The following is a 23536-nucleotide window of genomic DNA, read 5'->3' as shown; positions in this document are numbered from 1 at the left end:
GGACGCAAAGACGCGGGGACGCGGGGACGCAAAGACGCGGGGACGCGGGGACGCAAAGACGCGGGGACGCGGGGACGCAAAGACGCGGGGACGCGGGGACGCAAAGACGCGGGGACGCGGGGACGCAAAGACGCGGAGAGAGGGAGACAAGGGAGAATTCTTCCTCATCTTCCTCATCTTCCCCATTACCAATTACCCATTACCAATTACCCATTACCAAGCATATGCAACGCTAGGGAAACTAGGGTTAAAAACGTTAAAAATCCCACCGCATCTAACATCGTAGTTAGCAACGGACCGCTAATTAAAGCCGGGTCGAGGTTTACCCGCTTTAAACCCATTGGTAGTAACGTTCCCAGGGTAGCAGCAATGAATACATTAATCCCCATCACCATTGCGGCGACTAACGCTACCCACCACTCTTGTTGGGAAGACCAAATTAAGGAAAGAATTCCCAGTGCCAGTCCCAAGGCCAAGGCCGTCCCCAACCCTGCTAGAATTTCCTTGCGAAGTATTTTGAGGGTATCTTTGGGGGTGACTTCCCCTACCCCGAGTCCCCGAACGGTTACCGATAAAGCTTGAATTGCTACATTGCCGCTTGTATTGGATAAAATCGGCATAATTACCGCCAGTACCGGCACTAGGGAAATCACTTTCTGGAAGGGTGCGATCGCGCTAGCCGCCCCAATATACAATCCAATATTACCCAGCAACCAAGGCAGTCGCTTGCGAATCGTTACCTGGGGAGGCGATAGTGCAGCTTCGTCCCCGCCGCTGACGCCTGCTAGTTTTTGGATATCTTCGGTCGCTTCTTCCTCTAAAATATCTACTACGTCGTCAATCGTGATAATGCCCACGAGTCGGTCTTCCCGATCCACCACCGGCAGCGCGATCAAGTCGTAGCGCTTCATCAGTTGCGCTGCTTCTTCCTGGGGCATTTCGGTGTAAGCTTTAATTACCCGACTGCTAGCAATATCGCGAATTCGGGCTTCGGGAAGGGAAAACAGCAACTGGCGCAGCGATACTACCCGTACCAGCTTACGGTTGTTGTCGGTGACGTAAGCGTAGTAAATTGTTTCCTTATCGCCATCGGCAAGGCGTATCTTGCTTAATGCTTCGCCAACGGTTAAGCCTTCCCGCAGTCGCACGTATTCCGTCGTCATCGCGCGACCCGCAGTGCCTTCAGCATACCCCAAAATCGTCGCCGTTGCCTGCCGTTCTGCTGGGGAGAGTTGCTGAACTAATCGCTTGACAATTCCAGCAGGTAGTTCATCAAACAATTCTGCCCGATCGTCAGGTTGCATCGCTTCGATAATCTGACACACTTGAGTATCTTGCAGCGAATTGATCAGTTCTTCCTGGACTTCCGGCGGCAGATATTCAAATACTGCGATCGCGTGGTCTTTGTTGAGTAAGCGAAATGCGATCGCTCTTTGTTCTGGGGGCATTTCTACGATGCAATCCCCCACATCCACCGCTTGAAGGGCATTGAGTTCCGACTTCAGCTGGTTTAAGTCAGTAACATCGGCTACTTGCGCCCTGCGTTCCTGTGTAAGCATTATACCTCCTAGTCTCCCCCGCGCTGGGAGACTTTCGCTCACCACGCTAGAGGAGTTTGATACTTCGACTAGATGGACTTCGGTCCATAAAATCCAAAAAATTCGACATCGATACCAAATAGAGGTATCGCTAAGTTATATCCTAACCCCTTGAGTGTTTTAAAGGTAGAGGTTTAAATTGCCAATTTTTCCCAGACGACTTGAAACAATGCTTACATCCACAACGTCAATCGCTCCGGGATTATACAGAATCTGTATCCGCTCGCCACAACACTTGGTTACATGCAGAGCGTCTACCTAAGTAAATTCACTAACCTAATGCCACCAACGGCATCAAAGTATATGCGACTCTTTATTCTCGCTGGGATGATTCTCTTCAGTCTAAGTAATCCTGCGTTTGCACTGACCAATCCCAGCAGCAACAGCCCAAATTCCCTGCTCAGAGGGACTTTTTCCCCCCCTTGGCAAGGGGGGGTTAGGGGGGGATCGACGCTTCTAAGTCAAACCGCCCATCGCTTGACAACAGTTACAATCTATACAGCAAACCCTCAGTGTCAGTCCTTGATTCCACAAAGGGTGAGAGTTCCAGGTGACCAGCCCATAACCGCCGCTGTCGGTCAGGTTATAATGCGGGTGCGTATCCCTGGGTTCAAACTAGCCGGATACAGCGTCAATTTCAAACGCGATCGAGGTGAAGTCACCGTCGATTTCAGACGGGCGTCCGGCTCCAAGCGTTTTGTCTCTTTTAGCAGTTGCGAACAGTTTATCCTTTTTGGCAGCCTGCGCCAAACTCTAACCAGAAATACCCAATGGGGTGTCAAAACCGTTCGCTTCACCGAGTTGGGACAAGAGATTCGGCTCTAGAATTGGGTACATCGATTCACCAATTCTGGTTGAATGTACTGTTATAAACCATGACGAGAAGCACAAAACCCCCGTCGTTTACGCGCCCGATGTAGTGCTTGCCGGGACTTTTAAGTCCAGTCCAGGCGCAACCGTGCTAGAATACTTTCCGTCACTATAAGACGCTAAAACCTACCGACCAACTGGGGGAAAGTTTACCACCGATGATCCCGTTGCCAGACTAAGATTTGGCCCGCCTTCGGGTATAAGGATTGCGCTAAGGTTTCCTGGATCTCAGGATATTAAGACTGAAAGATCTTAAGAATCCCCGTACCAATAGGCGCGGAGAGTGTCAAGGTACGTGGTGACTCTGGGAAAGCCCGAACCTATTGGTTCTCTTAGCCCAAAAAAATGTTAGGAGATATCACTACGCCCTTGTGGCAACAGTGGTGCTCCTGGGAACCTGAGAAATCAGGATATTAAGGCTGTGAAGTATTAAGAATCCCTGTACCTTTAAGTCAGGGAGGCAGACTAAATGCCAATTTTCTTGCTTATAGTTATCGATAGTTATTGATGGTGCTGATATTGACAGATTGGTAATTTTATGCGATTTTAGCGATAGTTCCGAAAACCAAGGCCAAAAATTTTCTGGTTTGTAAACCACAGTCGATTCAAAACTGACCAGCCTATAAAAAGGTCGAACGGAATACCACGATTCGTTAAATAGGTTGAAAATAATGGTTGAACAATGGCTAAAAGCTTCAAAAACAATAGTTTGACAGCGCCAAAAATAGGGTGGGCTACACCCGAATTTACGCCTGTGGACAAGTTGGATACGACTCCCTTGGTTGAAGCTCTAAGCAGAACCTCTAGAAATTACTTCTAGTTGAATGGTGAAGCTTAGATAAGTTTAGCCAAGTTTTGTATAGCAGTGTCAAAGTTCATCCACCTTAACGGGAGCATATCAAACCAATGGACGTTAAGCTGATTTTAGTGGGATTAACCTTTGTATTTATCCTTTCAAGCCTGTTTTTTGGCACCAAAAACGGGTTTTACGACACAGACAACTATCACGGTAACGGCTCTGCTCACTAAAGCAATTGGCAACTCTCCCGCGATCGCTGTCGCGAGATTATTGCCTCACCGGGTAAGGCTGGCCGATTGCCAGCAAGCCTTACCCAGCATAAATCCAAATTTCCCTCTGGCAGCAATTTTTTTAAAATCGATGTTTCAGGATGCCGGATTTCCGTTTTCTAGTGTTTTAATATATACCCGTTCGACTAATAAGCAAGCCTAGAAATGGTACTCTAATTTCAAGCGGGGCGCATTAACGCCTAGATGAATTATATCCAAACGCCAGGTATCAATATGCCTAGATTGGCTCGATTTAACTCCGATTTTTATTTTTCTAGTGATGCGGCACATAAAAGTGCAAGCATGTGCCTATCGCTCAATTAAAATATGGCAGGAGCGGGGAGTTACCGCGCTTTTTTGTTACGCGCAAAAATACTATATTTCTGTAAACAACGATAAGGCGTTTACAGGCAAAGGTTGATTGTGATCGAGCTGGAATGCTTTCCTTATAGTGTTAATCACGAGGATGAAGGGGTTTGTCTGCTAGTGCGGATGGGGCCATACCGCATTATCTTAGATTGTGGCATGGCAGACATATCGCCGCTGGCAGCAGGTTTAGACCAGGAACTGCCAGCGGATGTTGTTCTGTGTAGCCACGCCCACCCGGATCATGCCAGGGGTTTATTGGCGCTGCATCAGGCTTTTCCCCAATTGCCAATATACGCCAGCGAGGCGACTACCTACCTGTTGCCGCTGAATTGGACGAGTATAGACCCCAACAAAATCCCCAATTTTTGCCAAGCTTTACCGTTGCGAAGTCCGGTAGAGTTTGCCGATGGACTGTCGTGCGAATTATATCCAGCCGGACACCTGCCGGGAGCGACAGCAATTCGACTCACCTACACCACAAACCGCCGCAGTTATACCCTACTTTATACAGGAGACTTTTTCTTGTCGAACTCGCGGTTGGTAGAGGGGTTACCCCTAGAAGCGTTGCGGGGATTAGAACCTGAAGTACTGATTATTGAGGGGACTTACGGCACGGCGCGCCATCCGCACCGCCGTCAGCAAGAAAACCAGCTAGCCGAACGCATTAGTCGCGCTTTAGGCGCAGAGCAATCTGTTTTGCTACCAGTACCAGCTTTGGGACTGGGGCAAGAAATACTCATGCTGCTGCGGAGTCATCACCAATTTACAGGTCGAAATATCGATATTTGGGTAGATGGCAACGTGGCGGCTGGGTGCGATGCTTACCTGAATCTACTGCCCCACTTACCCACATCGGTACAAAATTTTTCCCGCCACCAACCTTTATTCTGGGATGAAAAAATCCGTCCCCGCGTGCGGCGGTTACCACCCGAACTACGTCACAGTATCGGTCAATCTCCCTGCATCGTTATCACCGATGAAACTGCCGATTTAAGGGAATATCTGGATGCAGACCTCAGTTCTTGGTTAATCCTACTCCCCCAACGACCCAGTCGTTTTGCCAGCAACCCCGAATCAGCCAGTTGGGTCGAATTAACTCGCGATTGGTTTCCCGATGCTGCCAAACAATTCAAAACCGACATCAAAACCGGGCGTTTGACGGTGGAAACCTATTTACTCGCCCAGCATTGCGATGGTCCGGGAACAACCCAGCTAATTCACAATCTGCGTCCCCAGCACCTGGTATTTATCCACGGTAATTCCACCTATTTGGCCGATTTAACCGGGTTAGATGAGTTACAAAATCGCTACCACGTCCACTGTCCTGCGGCTGGCACTTTAGTAGAATTGCCAATCGGCGAAACTTTTCTGCACCCCGCCGCACCGGAAACCAACTACGAGGGCGAGTTGACCGAGTTAGGCACGGTGGTGACGATTACCCTACCCGATGCGATCGCCGCCGATCCTCGCTGGCAAGCTTTTGCCGATACTGGTTTAGTAGAAGCCCGCTGGCAGGGTGAAGAATTGGTATTGCGCGGGCTATCCCAACGGGAACTCCTCGCTGACCGCAGCGATCGCTCCCTACCCACTGACCTCGCCTGCTGCGGTAATTGCCGCCATCAGCGCGGTCAACGCTGTTGGAATCAAGCGTCGCCACTATTTGGCTTCAAGGTGACGCCCGATGGTTACTGTCCCGTATTTGAGCCAGCTGCAGGGATTGATGAAGCCAAAAAATAGTATGGCATTGGGCAAGGCCGATTTCAGATACATAACTTACGCAAACACCAAAGTTTCTCTGAAAAATCGTCGCTTTGGAACTAGAGATCGCAGCTTGAAACTTTGGTGATAGGTGCGTCGTGCGTAAGTCCTGAGATCAAAGAATTGCAGATTTCAGATTTTATGCCAATCTGAAATCTTCAATCTGCTATTCTTTTATTCTATGCCTTACCCTTCTGAAGAGTCTGAGTAGCGGTTGCGGATTTGTTCTGCTTCCGGACAATCGTCCGAAACCAGGGGTTCGACATTCCCTCTCGGGACTGAAGCCAACTTCTGACTCACAGCACCTATGCTTTCTAGGCGCACCATCTCTTCCCAAGAAGAAATTTCGTCTTCTTCATCGGTTTCATAGCGCAGCGTCACTAAATCTCCTTCTATGTCAATGATGCGAGCGCGTTCTATCCAGCGTTGCTGGTCCCGCAAGAAAACACAGACTTCACGACCATCGCAACAGAGTTGATATATCTTGCGGTGTAGCATGTGTTCCTTCTCCTAACCAGGGAACTCTTTAAATGATGAATCAAATTTTTCACCAGAATTGCAGGTGTGTGTAGCAATTTTTCTGCGTTAAATAAATACTTTTTTGCCTCGTACCCATGATAGAGGCAAATCTGTAGCTGTAACCGTCTCTTTGTAAATCATCACCTTTTGCAGACAGCACTCTTTTGCCGTGGCTGATGATTTATTGAGACAAGGTTTCGCGCGTATTGAGCCGCAGATAGTTGGTGCAAAATTTCTTTGGAGCTTAAAAGCAGCCTGAGCATTTGTCATTTAGGGTTCGTTGCATTCAGGAAGACGAGCATTACCTGAGGGCGATCGCGTTGCTCTACTTATTATTCTATAAACAATTGTCTTTGTCTCACAGGTCGGTAAGCAACTTTATAGGATTCCACTCGAAAATCGAATGCTTAATTCATAAATTTCACTTAACATATCAGGTTATCACCAACGTGTCAGAAGCGATCGCCTCCCCATCGTTCATTTCAGGTATGTTCCACCGTACTAGCTTTTGAGAGCGCTTCGGGCAGGGGATTGGAGGCTCGCTCTCTTTAAAAGCAGCATTACTTCTGCTAAAGCTTCATGCCGACTCGCGTCGGAATCGATTATTTGGAACCTACCTGCCGGTATCCTAGCACAAACTTTACCCGTTCATCGCTTTTTCCTGACATTGTTGTCTCTCAAGCGGCTGCAAAACCGTTACGCTTGATTATTCTCACATCAGGATTTGGTCACCCGACTTACGCCAGGGCGTTCCTATCACCAAAGTTTCAAGCTGCCATCTCTAGTTTCCCAACGACGATTTTTCAGAGAAACTTTGGTGTTTGCCTCAGTCCTGGGTCAAAAAAACGGATATCTGACGGCGCATCAATACCCCCCCTTCCTGGGAGTGGCAGTTGTTTGGCGACCCACAAGGCGCTTCCCTTCCGGGAAAGCGCCTTCACGAGTATCAAATCAATACGCAGTAACTTGATGAAACAGATACCTGACGCTGTTGACAAGACTCTGCTAATCTTTGGATCGCGTCAGAGCGCGCCTCTCGGTGAATCTGACCTGAGTTAAGCGCATTGTAAAGGGTAACGAGAGCTTCTAAGTCAGCTGACTGGTAGCCTTTCGTCGCTAGAACTTGACCGATAAGACCTTCTGAAGCGACACTGAGGCACCCCGTTTGAAAAGCAGACTCTACCAGTGAGCGAATCATCACGATAGGGCTTCCTTGATGCACGAATAAATAGTTATCCTTAGCCTAAAACATCTGTCTAGCGCAGTAAATAATAGATAGGTTCCGTAAATTGGGATATAATAGAGCGTTATCCCTCATTGCAGTGACTCAAATTGCCAAGTTGATGCTCAAACCCTGAAATTTAGTATTTTTAGGGTTTGTGGTTAATGCCAGGAACCAGACTTGAACTGGTGACACGAGGATTTTCAGTCCTCTGCTCTACCAACTGAGCTATCCCGGCGCTTTTTTCAGTGCTTTATTACTTTAACAAACCTTTGGCAGTTTTAGCAAGCCCCAATCGAGAGAAGCGCTAAAAATATTTTAACCAGGCTTCCAACTCCCGTTACAGTTGAGCGCCAACCCACTCCCAGACAGTTTTGTAAAGATTTGCCTCGACTAATATGTGAATAATTGTTCATACGTTATAGTAGAGAAGCATAGATTAGGAGATTGCCATGACCACCGTAACTTCAATGAAATGTGCTTGTGAGTCCTGCGTCTGCGTTGTTTCTATCAGCGACGCGATTGAAAAAAATGGCAAGTACTATTGCAGCGATGCCTGTGCCGACGGTCACCCAAATGGCAAAGGCTGCGAACATCACGGTTGCAGCTGCGGCTAAAGTACTCAAAACCCCACCCGCAAAGGTGTTTTCGGCAGGACTTACGCTCATATTCCCGGTTTCTACGAAAAATCTTTGGGAAAGGCAACCAGAGATCGACGGTCGAAACCGGGTTTCTGCCAACGCCCTTGGGTAAGTCCTGTTCGGGTCGGGTTAAGTTTCAAGTGGCTGGTATTTTCAGCTTGGTGATGCCGATAACGGCTAGAAATATCAAAAACTGGACTAACACGATGCTGGGCCCAGAAGGCCAGTTTAGCAGGGGCAGTCCAGACAAAACAATGCCGAAAATGCTGCTGGTAGCGCCAATTATCACGGATAGTGCCAGAAAGCGGCTAAATTGGTGACTCAACAATTTGGCGGCGGAAGCGGGGATAACCAAGAAAGCATTTACTAATAAAATTCCTATGGCTTTAGTTGCTAAGGCAACGGTTAAAGACAGCAGTACGACAAACCAGTAGCGGTGAAGCTGAACAGGGATGCCTTGAACTTTCGCCACTGCTGGATTAAGTGTGAGTAGGATTTGCTGCTGTAGGGTGGAGAACAGATAAATGCTACCACCCAGGATTAAAACGCAGGTGAGTATTAAGTCTGTTACGTCGATGGCGAGAATATCTCCAAACAGCACATTCATCAAACCGCCTCGATAACCTCTCACCAAGCTGCTGAGGATAATTCCAATTGCTAAAGTTCCCGATAAAACAACGTTGAGGATGTTATCGCTGGCTAAGTTGGTTTGGTCGATGAGATACAGTACAACTAAACCAAACGCGAGGGTAAAGGGTAGCAGCATCCAGGTGGGGTTTAACTGTAGCAGTACGCCTAAAACAATTCCCACTAAAGCCGAGTGACCTACGGCATGGCTAAAAAAGGATAATTGCCTGAGAGTGACGAAGCTGCCGAGTAAGCCTCCCCACACTCCCATTAATATACCACCCGCGATCGCGCGCTGCATAAACGGAAACTGTAGCAGCGTTATCAAGTCATTTTCCAGCGCGAGCGCAAACAAGCTAAAATTATTCAGTAAGTCAAGTAAAATCATTTTTACACCACTTATACAAATCCATCTCAAGAATTATTGTCACTTGTAAGTTTAATATGTCAGCAAACCCGGCTGTTGAAGCAAATATAACCAATTCCGTTGAAGATTCAGAACAGCTGACCTGCAATCCGCCACACCCAGTTGAGCTTTCACAAGTTCATCAGCTCAAAGGTCAACTGTTAAGCACCGAAAAAGCTCAACGCATGGCAGAATTTTTTAGCCTTTTGGGAGATGCCAATCGTCTGCGGATTCTTTCAATTTTGGCAGTCAAAGAACGCTGCGTCGGCGATTTAGCAGCAGCACTGGAAATGAGCGAATCGGCAGTTTCCCATCAAATGCGCGTCTTGCGTGCCATGCGATTGGTAAGCTACCGCAAACAAGGACGCCATGTTTTCTATCGTCTCCAAGATCGCCACGTCCTCGACCTTTACCATGCCGTTGCCGAACATTTAGATGAAACAGGTTGAATTGCAGATTGCAGATTTAAGATTGCAGATTTAAAGTGGGGTTTGGACTTGTTGATATATTATGTATGTCAAACCCGCCTTTACAACTATTTACTACCTTCGCGCCGGAAGAATAACTATTTAAGAAACCGCGAAGACACGAAGAACGCGAAGAAGGAAGCAAGAGGTAGATAAGGTAAGTTGGTAGTTAAATCGAGCTAAAGAAACCCGGTTTCTGCCAAAAATAGTCGGTTTGACCGCCAGAAATCTATGAATCAACCAAGTTTATGACTCTGGAGGCAAAAGCTTGTTAATCCAATTACCAATTACCAATTACCAATTACCGCTTCCTTAATCTGCAATCTAAAATCTAAAATCTAACATCTAAAATCAATGGTGGTGTTGATAGCGACTGAAAGCAGGACCATAGGTTGCTAACAAATTTTGGGGCGAAAGGATCGTCTGGGGGTCTCCCGAACAGAGTATAGTTTGGTTGAGACAAAGCACGCGATCGCAATGTCGATCTACCATATCTATATCGTGGGAAACCTGCAATACCGTCCAACCTTGTTCGCTTTTGAGTCTGTGCAGCAAACTGTAAAAATCTGCTTCTCCGGAAACATCCAATCCGGCAAATGCTTCGTCTAATACTAACAATCTGCGGGGACTTACTAAACAGTATGCTAATAATACCCGCTTGAGTTCTCCTCCACTTAAAGTGCCAATCGCTTGAGTACGCAGGTGATACGCACCTACTCGTTTTAGAGAAGATGCGATCGCTTCGTCTTTTTCCCTATCTTTCTGCCAAAACCAGTATCCTCGATTTGGTCTTGAGTTCTGCTTCCCTTCACCGCGTCCCCGCGTCCCCGCTTCGCCGCGTCTCCCCTCCCTCCATCCCAAAGCTACCAATTCACCCACAGAAATCGGAAAGCTGCGGTCGAAAATAAAATTTTGGGGAATATATCCAATTAAACGCCGCATTCGCCCCAAATTTTGAATCGCGCAACCGAAGATTTCAATCTTTCCTCCACTGCGCGGAATTAAATCTAAAATTCCTTGAACCAACGTACTCTTACCCGAGCCATTTGGACCTATTATTGCCGTATCCGTTCCCGGCAATAGTTCAAATGAAACATCCCTAACTGCTGGATAATTACCTCGGTATACGGTTAACCCTTGTACTTTTACAACCGGGGCTGCATTAGAATTCATTCTCTCCCATTTAACTCTCTTTCTTCACAAATCAAAACAATTTAAAGCTACTGGCAGGCAGCTTGAAGTGCTTGCAAATTGCTACCCATAGCAGTAAAGTAATGCTGCGGAGCGGTGCTGCCGCTTTCCAGCGAATCCAAATTTCGCAGGGTCAAGTTTAAGTCGCGAGAAAGACTGGTCAGCAATTTATTATCCGTTCCCGGTTCGTCGAATAGCGCTTTCACATTGTACTTTTTAACGGCTGCTATTGTTTTTTGTACATCCTCTGGCGAAAGTTGATCTTCCGGAATCTCTACGACTGCTACTTGCTTAAGCTGATATCGCTGTGCCAGATAGGGAAATGCATCGTGGAAGGTAATAAACGTGCAAGTATTGCGATAGGGCTGCAATTTTTGCTGATATTGTTGGTCTAATTCTTTCAGTTTTTGGATATAGGCGGCGGCGTTGGCTTCGTAATTTGCTTTATTATTGGCATCGGCGGCAATTAATCCATCTCTAATATTTTCTACCTGTTTAATTGCTAAAACTGGATCTAGCCAAACGTGAGGGTTTCCAGCACCATGTTCGTGGTCGTGGTCTGATTTAATTGGTTTAACAACGGGAGAAATTTCTTCCACGGGTTTAATACCGCTGCTGGCATCTATTTGTTTGAGTTTGGTATTCTGGGCGTTTTTGATCGTATTTTCGAGAAATTCTTCTAAACCCAAGCCATTTTTTACCAGAATATCGGCTTGCGCGATCGCACTCACGTCTTTCGGCGTTGCTTGGTAGTCATGTACCTCCGCACCTGGAGGTACTAACACATCCACCTGCGCCAACTCTCCCGCAACTGCCTGTGTAAACCAATACATCGGCAAGAATGTTGTCATTATTCTTAGTTTCGGCTTTCCAGGTGTAGGCTGCGCTACCGGGGCTGTTGGCGTTGTTGTGGTTTGCGTGCAGCCTGCTAGGAGGCAAGTCAACAACAAACCTAGTATAAATTTTGGCATATTCACGCTTTCCCTCCTTTGACCCCACGGCGGGCGAGACTGCCGTAGAACCATTTGAGAATAGATCTTATTCTAAATATAGATGCCAAAATTAAGATCGTTCTGGTTATAAATCCCTATATTCCCAAGAAGCAAGGTGCGGGAAAGCGTTGAACCGTGCAGAATTATTGCAAGCTAATAGCACTAATATCGGGTAAAAAACAAAGTTTTCTAGAAGGGGTAGCGTCTGGAGCTTAAGTGGTGTAATGATAAATTGCTGTTAAGCTGAAATTGGTGTGAGGATTAAGAGATTGAATAAGTTGAGAATAAACTGCAACAAGCCGCCAGTGAGTCCAGCCCTAGTGGGTGCGGTACTAGCGATCGCGACAGCCACCATCCCTGCAACCCCGACTCTATCTCACGCAGGAGAAATCTCACCAACTTCCCAAGAGGAAGGAATTATACAACAAATCGACCAATACAGCAACAACAGTATCGAGCCAGAAGACGCCCTCGCCCAAGTTACCTCGGTTTCCCAGCTAACCGACGTAGACCCTACCCACTGGGCATTTCAAGCGCTACAATCCCTGGTTGAACGCTACGGTTGTATAGAAGGTTACCCAGACCGCACCTACAGGGGAAACCGCGCCTTAACCCGCTATGAATTCGCCGCCGGGTTAAATGCTTGCTTAGACAGGATTCAGGAATTAATCGCCGCCGCAGTATCTGACGTACCGAGTAAAGAAGATATCGCCACCATCCGGCGGTTGCAGGAAGAATTTAGAGCGGAACTCGCTTCGCTGCGGGGAAGGGTAGATGCTCTAGAACCTCGCATCGCTAGGTTAGAAGCACAACAATTTTCTACTACGACCAAGCTAGCTGGGGAAGTAATCTTTGCAGCGGCGGGTATTATAGCGGGAGAAAATGCCTTTGGCGAGGAAATAGACCGCGTACCCGTTTTGGCACACCGGACTCGTCTGAATTTTGAAACCAGTTTTAGTGGGAAAGATTTACTCAGGACGCGACTTCAGGCGGGGAACTTAAATGCATTTTCTGCCAATAATACATTGACACCGGAAGGCGATTTAATCTATGGGGCGGGAGCATTTGGAACGGGAGATAGCGATATCGTACTTGATGAATTGTCCTACACGTTTCCCTTGGGCGATCGCACTCAAGTCGTACTTTCTGCGAATGCAGCGGGATCGGATAGTTTTACCGATACGCTTAACCCCTTCTTTGACGGGGATGGTGCTAGCGGTTCCCTATCCCGTTTTGGTACGCGCCATGCCATATATTACCTCGCCGATGGCACCGGGATCGGTCTGAGACACGAGTTTAGCGATAGTGTGGAACTCAGCTTGGGGTATCGCGCCAATTCGGAAACAGCTAATATTCCCTTAGATGGGAATGGGTTGTTTAATGGGCCATATGGTGCGATCGCTCAACTCACCTTCAAACCCAGCAAAAACTTCAAGTTCGGTTTAACCTACGTTAACTCCTACAACACCGACCTGGGAACGGGTAGTCGCATCGCTAATTTGCGATCTTACTTAGCCGATGGTACTGATGCGCGATTGGAAGCGAGTGGGTTACAAGGATCTGATCTGCCAATTTCCAGCAATTCTTACGGATTTGGCTTATCTTGGCAAATTAGTCCTGGATTTGCACTTGGTGGTTGGGCGGGTTACACCAACACTCGCACTCTTTCCACCCTGGGCGGACAAATTAACCGAGGCGAGATTCAAATCTATAACGCCGCCGTTAGCTTAGCCTTTCCCGATTTGGGTAAAAAAGGTAATCTAGCAGGTATTATCGTGGGTGTCGAACCGATTGCGGATGCGAGTTCTCGTTTATCGAACGATTTAAATAACCGCGATCTAGGTGGCGACGATGACGATGTTTCCTTCCACATCGAAGCCTTGTATCAAATCCAGGTGACAGATAATATCTCTATTACTCCTGGAGTTATTTGGCTCACCGCCCCCGACCACAACAAAAACAACGATGATGTCATCATCGGTACGATCCGCACGACTTTTAGTTTCTAGAATCCCTAGCTAACAAGTTCCTGTATTGTGTAAAGACCAGCCGGATCAAAGGCTGGTCTGAAATAATACATATGTTTTGTTGTCGTTTGAAACTGAGGAAACCCGGACTGCGCGTTCCCAAGTCGTCAGCGGGTTAAGTTTCTTAACACTATAGTATCAGGGTATGTGTACCTTTGCGATCGGTGCTTACTCTGAGTTTTGTTCGGTATTCTTTACATAATCGCTTCCGCGTTGGGGACGCCCCCAAATCACCCTCTCTTGCTTGTATATTGCCACGCCTGGTTTAGCGCCCTTGGGTTTATAGACTTGTGCGGGTTTGGTATAAATAACGGGAACTTGGTCGCTTTGTCTGGCGCGACTGTAGTAAGCTGCTAAATCGGCAGCGAATTCGAGATCGGCTTGTTCGGGAACCGATCCTGGTTCCAAACGCAGCAAGACGTGGCTACCGGGTATTTCTTGGGTGTGGAACCACAGGTCATAATCAGAAGCAAGGCGAAAAGTCAAGCGATCGTTTTGTTGGTTGTTACGACCAATTAACAATTCAAATCCACTGGGCGTGCGGTATCGATAAGGTTGACTTCCTTGTTCCCCTTTACTAGGGCTGCGATAATCTGGAACTTCTAGATATCCTTGTCCAATTAATTCTTCGCGAATTTCTTTTAATGCAAGCAAATCTTCCTCTGCCTCGTAGGCGGGAAATTGGGTTAGGGATGCCTCTACCTGTTCCAAATACTGGATTTCTGCCTTAACTTCAGCTAAAAGCGGCTCAACCGCACTGCGAGCGCGTTTTAATTTTTGGTGCTGCTTATATAGTCTTTGGGCATTTTGGATGGCATTTTTTTCTGGTTCTAAGGGAATTGTAACGGGATTGCCGGTTTCAAAGTCGGGGAGGGCGATTGACTTCATCCCTGGTTCCCAGTTTTGCAGGTGTGCCATTAACAGATCTGCTTGTTGGCGATATTGTTCGGCACGATCTGACTGTTGCAAGCGTTCTTCAAATGTATTCGCCTTCAGCCGCAATTTATGCAAAACGCTGTTAAGTTTTTGGCTCAGTTGATGGCGTAGGGCGGTAAATTCTTGTTGGTTTAGTTGGGCGGTATAGTATTGGTCGAGTAAAGTTTGCACGTCTAGTGCTGGTTCTATAATGCCCCAACCCATTACTGTGTAGCCCTTTGCCGTAAAACCGGGTTGGAATTTCCCACCCGGTGTCAACCCAAGATTGTTGGTAAAACCCGTTTCTACACCACATCCTGGCAAAACTTGCAGCCATTCTTGCCAGCGATGAAACAATTGCTGCCATTCTTCGGAGTTTAGGCTATCGGTGTTGCGATCGCTATCCAATCCGGCAGCTTGTATCATTGACTGTATCAGGGGCGTACTTAAGCCGCGATAGCTTTTGAGCAAACAGCGAGAGATAGCGCCTGGAACTAGGCTAACTCGTTGTTGCCAGCGTTCCATAGATTCGCTCAAACTGGGAATTGCATCGGTGAGGGCGGGTGGGAATTCGTAGGGTTGTCCGGTTAGAATGGGGCGGACGCTCGATTGTTGTCGATCGACTTGGTGGGCGACGGTAACGATGAGGCGATCTCGATCGGTGAGGATGACGTTACTGTATTTGCTCATAATTTCGACATAAAGATGCCACAGGGGGGGTTCCCCTGGACGCCTGCCGAATTGGAGGTCTAAAACCCGCTCCCAAGGAGTGATCGCCACAATATCTATCAATGCTAAACCACCCAAAGCGTGGCGTAACTGCTGGCTAAAAGTAAAGGTATCGGGGGTTTTGGGTGGCGGAGTGCCGATATGGAGCCGTGCGGCGACGGGGTGCCAGGATATAGTCAGCCAACCTCGTTGTTTGAGGGTGCGTAATGCCAAGGCGATAGTGTAGCGATCGCGCTGATAAACCTGTTCGGTGCGCGCTGGTACCCAGTCTGCACGCACCTCCCAACAAGCAGCCGCAAGCGTGGTGAAATCAACAAGTTGCAAAACTAAATTTTTTGGTGATTGAGGAATTTGATGCTCGGTTCTGTTTCTATTTTTGCAGATTGTTGGCGAAGTCAAGTGGGTGAAAGTATACCCCTGGAGCGATGCCAAGGGAAATCTAAGCTGAAAACAAGAATTTAGCCGGATTTTTGGCTTGTAAGTCCAATTTTTTGGCTTTAACATTGAAAATAGACTTAAATATTGCCCCTCACACAGCTAGACCGTAAATGCGACATGGAAATTCAGCTAATCAATATTGGTTTTGGCAACATTGTGTCTGCAAACCGGGTGGTTGCCATAGTTAGTCCAGAATCTGCTCCGATCAAGCGTATCATCACGGATGCCCGCGATCGCGGGCAACTAATTGACGCCACCTACGGTCGTCGCACTAGAGCAGTGATCATAACCGATTCCAGCCACGTGATTCTGTCAGCGATCCAACCGGAAACCGTTGCTAACCGCTTTGTGATCTCGAAAGATAGTTCCAGCAGCGACCACTGAATCGGCAATATAGGATGGCGCGCCGGATTGTCCTCAGGACAAGCTGGGCTTTGGGCGCGCTAAAATTCGACATGGCTCGTTCAACCTAGTTGCCCTCTAAGGAGACGCTCAATGTTTTTGGATGAACTGACACCCATCTTCCGAGAACTCACCCAGCAACCAGTTGCCTTTTTGGGCGGCTTTTTTGCCGGGATGTTGCGACTTTCGTTAACCGATGAACCGATCAAATCTTGGCTCGATCGAGAAGCCGGTATTAATACTCAAACTGCCCATGCACCTCTTGACCAAAATGGTAAAACAGGCCCCCAATCTATTTCCATAGACTGAAGACCAATCTTAGATTTTGGTATTTCACAACCTCTTTAATCATGAAGGTCGGCGAAAACCTAAATGCTTTCTGTTCCTAGCTTTGACCTTCATGATTAAAAAAATCTAAAATTTGCCAAATGCCGTTAAAAATACTCTTGACTTGTGGCAAGCCCTGCAAAACACCCTTGTCAGGAAAAACCAATTCTATAGTTCATCTAAAGTTAGAGAACGATTTAGCAAAGCTTTCCTAAAATAAAACTAAAGGAGCTAGGGCGTTGAAATAGTAGAGCGATCGCCCTGGGCATTGTCTAACCCAAAACTCGTCCTCCGCGCTAGAAACGTTAACAATCTTGCCAAACCCAACCAGCGAGGACGACCAAGGGCTGCGACTATTTTTTTGCCCAGTCGATTAGCCATCTCTTCAACAGCGCCCATACCAACTAGACCCCTATTGGTTTACAGGAAAGCGGTAAACCCCGCCCCGCTTTTCTCTCCACTCAAAACAAGGCAAAAATTTGTATGGGTAAGTAAGTTTACCACAATCATCTGTGCTTAGACAGATGCTGGAATTAAATTTACCCGTACAAGCAGAAAGAAAATCTTTTGCATTTTGCCTTTTTAGCATCGGCAGCCAGCGGGGAATTTTGAACAAAACAATGGCAGACACGCATCCGCCAATCGCTCAAGAACGTACCCTCAAACGGGATTGCATGACGCTGTCGCGTCACGTCTTGCAGCAACTGGGGAGCTTTTCTACAGAGGCACAGGATCTCAGTGCCATCATGGGTCGTATTGCTCTGGCAGGCAAATTGATTGCTCGCCACCTCAGCCGTGCCGGATTAATGGAAAATGTGCTGGGAGTGACGGGGGAAGTCAACGTACAGGGAGAGTCCGTGAAAAACATGGACGTGTACGCCAATGAAGCTTTTATCTCGGTATTAGAGCAAAGCGGCCTTGTTTGTCGCTTGGCATCCGAGGAAATGGAAAAACCCTATTACATTCCAGAAAACTGCCCCATTGGTCGCTACACCCTGCTATATGACCCGCTGGATGGCTCTTCCAACATAGACAGCAATTTGAACGTCGGTTCCATCTTCTCAATTCGCCAGCAAGAAGGAAACGACGAAGACGGTTTGGCGCGCGACTTGCTGCAAAACGGACGCAAGCAAATTGCAGCAGGTTACGTGTTATACGGCCCCAGCACGATGTTGGTTTATTCCATCGGCAAGGGCGTTCACGCCTTTACCCTCGATCCCAGCTTAGGCGAGTTTATTCTTTCGGCGGAGAAGATTATTATACCCGACCACGGGGCGATTTACAGCGTCAACGAAGGTAACTTCTGGCAGTGGGAGGAATCGTTTCGCGACTACATCCGCTACGTCCACCGTCACGAGGGCTATACCGCTCGTTACGGCGGGGCATTAGTGGGAGACTTCCACCGCATTTTGTTCCAAGGAGGGGTGTTTTTATACCCAGGAACGGTAAAGCGACCTGAAGGGAAGTTGCGCTTGCTTTACGAAGCTGCGCCGATCGCGTTTTTAGCAGAACAAGCCGGGGGTCGTGCCAGCACGGGAGTAGTGCCAATTTTGGATGTAGTGGCGGATAAAATTCATGCCCGCACGCCTTTAATTGTTGGCAGTAAAGATGATGTTGCCCTAGTGGAATCTTTCGTCAAAGATCCCTCAAAGGAGCAAGGCGACAAAGTAATGGCTCATTCATAAATAGCGGTAATGGGTAATAGGTAATCGTTAAAATATAACCAATTACCAATTACCAATTACCAATGACCAATTAGAAGGACACAAGGATGACAACCAACCATATCTTAGAAATTGAGCAATTGGGTCAAAGTATCTGGATGGATAACTTGACTCGCGATTTAATCCAATCTGGGGAACTGCAGCGCCTGATCGAGACGCGGGGACTGCGAGGGATTACCTCGAACCCGGCTATTTTTGAAAAAGCGATCGCAGGCAACAAAATCTACGACGCCGATATCGAAAAAGGAGCGCGCTTAGGATTACCCACATACAAAATTTACGAATCTCTCGTATTTGAAGATATCCGCAACGCTTGCGATATGTTCCGCCCGATTTACGAAGAATCCAACGGGCTAGATGGTTACATCAGCATTGAAGTACCGCCAACGATCGCCCACGATACACAAGCCACAATAGAAGAAGCGCGGCGCTACTATCAAGAAATCGGTCGGGAAAATGTGATGATTAAAATTCCCGGCACAACAGCAGGATTGCCAGCTGTTGAGCAAGTTATTGCCGATGGCATTAACGTTAATGTTACCCTGCTGTTCTCGGTAGAAAGTTACGTCAATTGCTTCTGGGCTTATATTAAGGGCTTGGAAAAACGAGCCGCTGAAGCGAAAGATATTAGTAACATTGCTTCAGTTGCTAGTTTCTTCCTCAGCCGCATTGATAGCAACATCGATGGTCGGATTGACAACAAGCTAAAAGCTGGGGTTGAAAGTATCAACGTCGAAGCCAAACTGCGCGCAGTGAAAGGGAAAGTGGCGATCGCTAACGCCAAAATCGCGTATCAGAAGTATAAAGAGATAATTCAGAGCGATCGCTGGAAAGCAGTAGCAGAAAAAGGTGCAAAAGTCCAGCGTCTATTGTGGGCAAGTACCAGCACCAAAAACCCCGAATACAGCGACGTCATGTACGTGGATGAATTGGTAGGCCGCGATACAGTCAATACGTTACCTCCTGCTACTATTGAAGCTTGTGCCGACCACTGTAGCGCGGAAAATCGGATTGAATCGAACATCGAAGAAGCTTACAACTTGATCGAAAGTCTGAAAGACCCGGACATCGACATCGATATTAACCAAGTCATGGAAGAACTGTTGACCGATGGGATTGACAAATTCGTCCAGCCGTTCCAATCCTTGATGAACTCGCTGGAAGAGAAGGTAAAAATGTTGACACCTGCGTAGTTATGTGGTAATAGCTAATGGCTAATAGAAAGAATAGCCATTAGCTATTAGCGATATCCAATCCCAAATTCCCAAAAAGCCGTTATGGTGAATTCAAACGGTCTGGTAGAGAGTAAATCGGAGGCGAAGTCTCCCTTGGATGATGGGGAAAGAGAGCGGCTCAAAGAACTCGAAGCTATTGTAGATCGAGGACTTCAGACATTTTACGAAGTCGGCAAAGCTCTGATGGAGATTCAGGAAAAGAAGCTTTACCGAGAAACCCACAAAACCTTCGTGGCCTATTGTCGAAACAGGTGGGGAATGGGAAAGTCCACAGCATATCGATGTATTAGTGCTGCCCAGGTTATGGAAAATTTGTCCCCAATTGGGGATAAAAATCCCAAAAAGGAAAGTCAAGTCCGCCCCCTTGCCCAACTACCGCCAGCGCTACAACTTGAAATATGGCAGCAAGCGGTAGATCTATCACCGACTGGCATTCCCACTGCCGCAGAGGTTCAGCGGTTGGTAGACGAAAAGATATCCTCTGGAAAGGCAAAGCAAGATACCAAGGGTGGTATTTCTGAATTAGAGGAGTTGCGCCTAGAGAATAAACGCCTCAAGGAACATATCAGGCAAAAGGATCTCGAAAGAGAACGCCGTGCGGCTGAAGTAGCGACAGAACTGGAACGCTTGCGTGAGGAAAACAGGCAGCTGCGGGCTGAACTTAGGCAATGGGAAAGGGATTGGGATGTTCGCATTGCTCAAGAACAAGAAAAAATCCGAGCAGAAATCAAAGCTGAATACCAGCACATCATAGACGACTTGACAGCCAAGTACGAAGCCGTACTAGCAAGGCTGGAAGCTATTGAACGAGGAAACAAGTAAATGGTCACACTGCTAGAAAATCCCCTGCGCGTTGGTTTACAACAGGAACGGGTTCCCGAACCGCAAATTTTGGTCATCTTTGGCGCATCGGGCGACCTGACGCAACGCAAACTGGTGCCAGCGATTTATCAACTGAAGCGACAAAGAAGGCTGCCCCCAGAAATTACGATTGTAGGCGTGGCGCGACGGCCTTGGAGCGACGATTATTTTCGCGAACAAATGCGCGAGGGCATCGAGCAGTTTTCTGAGGGAATTGGCAGCGAAGAATTTTGGCAAGACTTTGCTCAAGGATTGTATTACTGTTCCGGCGACATCGACAACCCAGAAAGTTACCAGAAACTGAAGCAATTGCTGAGCGAACTGGATGGTAAACGAGGTACTAGAGGCAATCGAGTCTTTTATCTGTCGGTTTCGCCCAACTTTTTCCCGGAAGCGATTCGGCAGTTAGGGACAGCAGGAATGCTGGACAACCCGATTAAAAACCGTCTGGTGATTGAAAAGCCCTTTGGTCGAGACTTGGCATCGGCTCAAGTTCTCAACCAAGTGGTGACCAAGGTTTGCAAAGAACAGCAGGTTTACCGGATCGACCATTATTTAGGGAAGGAAACGGTTCAGAACCTACTGGTGTTTCGCTTTGCCAACGCCATCTTTGAACCCTTGTGGAATCGCCAATTTGTCGATCACGTCCAGATTACCGTTGCCGAAACCGTAGGATTGGAAGACCGGGCGGGGTATTACGAAACATCCGGGGCGCTGCGGGACATGATGCAGAACCACCTGATGCAACTGTTTTGTCTGACGGCTATGGAAGCGCCCAACTCCCTCGATGCCGACAGCATCCGCAATGAAAAAACGAAAGTGCTTCAAGCAACCCGGTTGGCAGATACCCGCAATCTAGAGCTTTCAGCGGTACGGGGTCAATACGCCGCAGGGTGGATGAAAGGAAAGCGTGTGCCGGGGTATCGAGAAGAACCAGGGGTGAATCCCAATACCATCACACCCACTTATGTAGCGATGAAGCTGATGGTGGATAACTGGCGGTGGCATGGGGTACCGTTTTACATGCGAACTGGCAAGCGGTTACCGAAAAAAGTGTCGGAAATTGCGATCCAATTCCGGGAAGTGCCGCATATGATTTTCCAATCCGCTGCCCAACAGGCAAGTTCCAACATCTTGACACTGCGGATTCAGCCGAATGAAGGAATTTCCATGCGGTTTGATGTCAAAATGCCAGGTTTACAACTGCGTACCAGACCAGTGGATATGGACTTCCAATATGGTTCGGCGTTTGGCAAGTCGTCGGGGGATGCTTACGATCGCTTATTACTAGATTGCATGTTGGGCGATCAAACGTTGTTTACCAGGGCAGATGAAGTGGAAGAAGCTTGGCGGGTAGTAACGCCAGCACTGATGGCTTGGGAAGCGCCCACCGATCCGGCCTCGGTTCCCCAATATGAAGCAGGAACTTGGGAACCAGCAGAAGCAGAACTGCTAATCAACCGCGACGGGCGTCGTTGGCGTAGACCCTGACGAAAGAGGACACGGGGACGCGGGGATAGGGGGACAAGGGGAAGGTTTCTGCACAACTCTCCGCGTCACCGCGTCACCGCGTCTCCGAGTCCTCTTCAGTGGATTCAGGTTAGCTCGTCAGAATACAGAATACTTCAGAGGTAACGAGTTAACCTTTCTAGAATCCACTTATCTAAAAAGTAGCTGTCAATTGCAGATTTGAGATTGCAGATATCAGATTGAATAAATCTCAAATCTGCAATCTGAAATCTAAAATCTCAAATCCTTTCATCCAAACTCCTAACTATGGTTACACAATCTGCTCCGATTGTTTCCCTCCAGGCACCGAAAGATGTTTCTATCAGCGATATAGAAACTGAACTCGGTAAAATCTGGCAAAGTTACGGTGTATCGAGCGAAAACGGGTTGCCGATGGCGTCTAGGGCGGCAACGTTTACTTTGGTTGTTTACGAACCAGAGGCAACCCAACAACTGCTAGCGGTTCTGGGTTTCTATAAGGGTCCGGTGGATGGAATTTCTGGGCCGCGCACCAACGCAGCGATCGCGGCAGCACAGAAAGCTTATAACCTGCCAGTCACGGGTAAGTCGAGTCCGGAATTGGTGGAGAGACTGCGAGTCGAATACGCCCAAAAACGCAATGGGGCAGGGAATTCCGATGGGAACGGCAGCAGCGTTCCTCAGTACGATCCGGATGCGGCGGGTGCGGGTTTTGCTGATGCGATCGCTTCTACTAACCCCTGTCGCGTCATCGCTCTTTGTCCCATCGTCGGCGAAGATGAAGGCGTGACGGCTCAAGTTTCTGCCTACTGTCCGATTCAAAAACAAAGTCGCAGTACGCTGATCTGCTGCGAATACATTACCCTCAAAGGCACGGAAGAAGCTTTAGAACGCATTGCCGGGATGATTCCCGCTCTCACTATTTCCGACTTGCCCAAATTCCTCTGGTGGAAAACAACGCCCGACCCAGAAAACGAGTTATTCAAGCGACTGTCTGCAATTAGCAGTTCTGTGATTTTCGATTCTTCCGGGTTCCTCACACCCGAAACCGACTTGTTGCAAGTGTACGGCTTGACCGAATCGGGGATGGCGATCGCAGACCTCAATTGGCGTCGTCTCGCCTCCTGGCAAGAACTCACCGCCGAAACCTTCGATCCGCCAGAACGTCGCGCCCACATCATGGAAATCGACCGCATCACCCTCGACTACGAAAAAGGCAATCCCGCCCAAGCACTGATGTACTTGGGTTGGATCGCCAGTCGGTTGCAGTGGACTCCGGTTTCCTACGTACACGAAGGTGGCGAATACGACATCAAGCGCGTCAAGTTAGTGGGTGCGGATGGACGCGAGATTGAAGCCGAGTTAGCCGCGATTCCCGTGGTCGATACAGGCGAAATATCGGGAGATTTAATCAACCTGCGCCTTTATTCAAGCAATACAGCAGCAAACTGTTGCACCGTCTTGTGTTCTGAAACTGGCGGCTGTATGCGGATGGAAGCAGGTGGTGTGGCACAAACCTGCGAAACGCGCCAAGTTACGGCATTATTCGACCAAAAAGCCGAATTCTTGCTTTCTCAACAGCTACAGCGCATGGGACGCGAGGTACTTTACGAAGAAAGTATGGCTGTGGCAACGCAAGTTTTAAAGTTGGCTAATGGCTAA

General features: G+C 47.9%; 20 protein-coding genes and 1 tRNA gene. 13 read left to right on the top strand and 8 right to left on the bottom strand.

The window, feature by feature from the left end:
* Nucleotides 1–206 precede the first annotated feature (206 nt).
* Complete coding sequence (gene mgtE / locus ACE1CM_RS48580) at nucleotides 207–1559, bottom strand: magnesium transporter (RefSeq protein WP_374886814.1); 1353 nt, start codon at nucleotides 1557–1559, stop codon at nucleotides 207–209.
* Between the two features lie 342 nt (nucleotides 1560–1901).
* Here mgtE and ACE1CM_RS48575 point away from each other — a divergent pair, with 342 nt between their 5' ends.
* Nucleotides 1902–2423 (top strand): hypothetical protein, encoded by a 522-nt coding sequence (locus ACE1CM_RS48575; RefSeq protein WP_374886813.1) that lies wholly within the window; start codon nucleotides 1902–1904, stop codon nucleotides 2421–2423.
* Nucleotides 2424–3962: 1539 nt separating this feature from the next.
* Nucleotides 3963–5642 carry an MBL fold metallo-hydrolase gene (locus ACE1CM_RS48570; RefSeq protein ID WP_374886817.1) on the top strand — a complete coding sequence of 560 codons (1680 nt, stop codon included), beginning with the start codon at nucleotides 3963–3965 and terminating at the stop codon, nucleotides 5640–5642.
* A gap of 207 nt (nucleotides 5643–5849) precedes the next feature.
* On the opposite strand, the gene ACE1CM_RS48565 is transcribed toward ACE1CM_RS48570, so the two are convergent.
* Complete coding sequence (locus tag ACE1CM_RS48565) at nucleotides 5850–6161, bottom strand: DUF6679 family protein (RefSeq protein ID WP_226575784.1); 312 nt, start codon at nucleotides 6159–6161, stop codon at nucleotides 5850–5852.
* 600 nt (nucleotides 6162–6761) lie between these two features.
* On the opposite strand from ACE1CM_RS48565, the gene ACE1CM_RS48560 reads away from it, so the two are divergent.
* The gene (locus ACE1CM_RS48560; protein ID WP_374886812.1) at nucleotides 6762–7241 is read left to right on the top strand and encodes a hypothetical protein; all 480 of its coding nucleotides are present in this window, start codon (nucleotides 6762–6764) and stop codon (nucleotides 7239–7241) included.
* A 328-nt stretch (nucleotides 7242–7569) separates the two neighbouring features.
* On the opposite strand, the gene ACE1CM_RS48555 is transcribed toward ACE1CM_RS48560, so the two are convergent.
* A tRNA-Phe gene (locus tag ACE1CM_RS48555) sits at nucleotides 7570–7642 on the bottom strand.
* 214 nt (nucleotides 7643–7856) lie between these two features.
* Here ACE1CM_RS48555 and ACE1CM_RS48550 point away from each other — a divergent pair.
* Nucleotides 7857–8021 carry a metallothionein gene (locus tag ACE1CM_RS48550; RefSeq protein ID WP_374886811.1) on the top strand — a complete coding sequence of 55 codons (165 nt, stop codon included), beginning with the start codon at nucleotides 7857–7859 and terminating at the stop codon, nucleotides 8019–8021.
* Nucleotides 8022–8181: 160 nt separating this feature from the next.
* Here the strand turns inward: ACE1CM_RS48550 and ACE1CM_RS48545 are convergent, their stop codons facing one another.
* Entirely contained in the window at nucleotides 8182–9060 is an 879-nt protein-coding gene (locus tag ACE1CM_RS48545; RefSeq protein WP_374886810.1) for a metal ABC transporter permease, read from the bottom strand.
* 56 nt (nucleotides 9061–9116) lie between these two features.
* On the opposite strand from ACE1CM_RS48545, the gene ACE1CM_RS48540 reads away from it, so the two are divergent.
* The gene (locus ACE1CM_RS48540) at nucleotides 9117–9527 is read left to right on the top strand and encodes an ArsR/SmtB family transcription factor (protein ID WP_374886809.1); all 411 of its coding nucleotides are present in this window, start codon (nucleotides 9117–9119) and stop codon (nucleotides 9525–9527) included.
* A 369-nt stretch (nucleotides 9528–9896) separates the two neighbouring features.
* Here the strand turns inward: ACE1CM_RS48540 and ACE1CM_RS48535 are convergent, their stop codons facing one another.
* Together ACE1CM_RS48535 and ACE1CM_RS48530 are read right to left on the bottom strand one after the other, a co-directional pair.
* On the bottom strand, nucleotides 9897–10718 hold the full coding sequence (locus tag ACE1CM_RS48535; RefSeq protein WP_374886808.1) for a metal ABC transporter ATP-binding protein: 822 nt from the start codon (nucleotides 10716–10718) through the stop codon (nucleotides 9897–9899).
* Nucleotides 10719–10765: 47 nt separating this feature from the next.
* Nucleotides 10766–11587: a metal ABC transporter solute-binding protein, Zn/Mn family gene (locus ACE1CM_RS48530; RefSeq protein WP_374886807.1), complete on the bottom strand. Its 822-nt coding sequence runs from the start codon at nucleotides 11585–11587 to the stop codon at nucleotides 10766–10768.
* A gap of 410 nt (nucleotides 11588–11997) precedes the next feature.
* Between ACE1CM_RS48530 and ACE1CM_RS48525 the strand changes: the two genes are divergently transcribed.
* Nucleotides 11998–13737 carry an iron uptake porin gene (locus ACE1CM_RS48525; protein ID WP_374886806.1) on the top strand — a complete coding sequence of 580 codons (1740 nt, stop codon included), beginning with the start codon at nucleotides 11998–12000 and terminating at the stop codon, nucleotides 13735–13737.
* A 186-nt stretch (nucleotides 13738–13923) separates the two neighbouring features.
* Here the strand turns inward: ACE1CM_RS48525 and ACE1CM_RS48520 are convergent, their stop codons facing one another.
* A complete protein-coding gene (locus tag ACE1CM_RS48520; RefSeq protein ID WP_374886805.1) occupies nucleotides 13924–15723 on the bottom strand; it encodes an NFACT family protein in 1800 nt (599 codons plus the stop codon).
* Nucleotides 15724–15954: 231 nt separating this feature from the next.
* On the opposite strand from ACE1CM_RS48520, the gene remA reads away from it, so the two are divergent.
* Together remA and ACE1CM_RS48510 are read left to right on the top strand one after the other, a co-directional pair.
* Nucleotides 15955–16221, top strand: coding sequence for an extracellular matrix/biofilm regulator RemA (gene remA / locus ACE1CM_RS48515; RefSeq protein ID WP_374886816.1), 267 nt, complete (start codon nucleotides 15955–15957; stop codon nucleotides 16219–16221).
* Between the two features lie 111 nt (nucleotides 16222–16332).
* A complete protein-coding gene (locus ACE1CM_RS48510; protein WP_374886804.1) occupies nucleotides 16333–16548 on the top strand; it encodes a hypothetical protein in 216 nt (71 codons plus the stop codon).
* A gap of 249 nt (nucleotides 16549–16797) precedes the next feature.
* On the opposite strand, the gene ACE1CM_RS48505 is transcribed toward ACE1CM_RS48510, so the two are convergent.
* A complete protein-coding gene (locus tag ACE1CM_RS48505; protein ID WP_374886803.1) occupies nucleotides 16798–16965 on the bottom strand; it encodes a hypothetical protein in 168 nt (55 codons plus the stop codon).
* Between the two features lie 221 nt (nucleotides 16966–17186).
* Here ACE1CM_RS48505 and fbp point away from each other — a divergent pair, with 221 nt between their 5' ends.
* From fbp to opcA, 5 genes are all read left to right on the top strand, one after another.
* Complete coding sequence (gene fbp / locus ACE1CM_RS48500) at nucleotides 17187–18251, top strand: class 1 fructose-bisphosphatase (RefSeq protein ID WP_374886815.1); 1065 nt, start codon at nucleotides 17187–17189, stop codon at nucleotides 18249–18251.
* 86 nt (nucleotides 18252–18337) lie between these two features.
* A complete protein-coding gene (tal, locus tag ACE1CM_RS48495) occupies nucleotides 18338–19483 on the top strand; it encodes a transaldolase (RefSeq protein ID WP_374886802.1) in 1146 nt (381 codons plus the stop codon).
* Between the two features lie 84 nt (nucleotides 19484–19567).
* Nucleotides 19568–20347 (top strand): hypothetical protein, encoded by a 780-nt coding sequence (locus tag ACE1CM_RS48490; protein WP_374886801.1) that lies wholly within the window; start codon nucleotides 19568–19570, stop codon nucleotides 20345–20347.
* On the top strand, nucleotides 20348–21877 hold the full coding sequence (zwf, locus tag ACE1CM_RS48485; protein WP_374886800.1) for a glucose-6-phosphate dehydrogenase: 1530 nt from the start codon (nucleotides 20348–20350) through the stop codon (nucleotides 21875–21877).
* A 285-nt stretch (nucleotides 21878–22162) separates the two neighbouring features.
* Nucleotides 22163–23536 (top strand): glucose-6-phosphate dehydrogenase assembly protein OpcA, encoded by a 1374-nt coding sequence (gene opcA / locus ACE1CM_RS48480; RefSeq protein WP_374886799.1) that lies wholly within the window; start codon nucleotides 22163–22165, stop codon nucleotides 23534–23536.

The sequence above is a fragment of the Microseira sp. BLCC-F43 genome (genome assembly GCF_041929235.1).
In the GTDB taxonomy this organism is placed as follows: domain Bacteria; phylum Cyanobacteriota; class Cyanobacteriia; order Cyanobacteriales; family Aerosakkonemataceae; genus Microseira.
The sequence above is the reverse complement of the archived record's forward strand: the minus strand, read 5'-3'. Positions and strand labels throughout refer to the sequence as shown.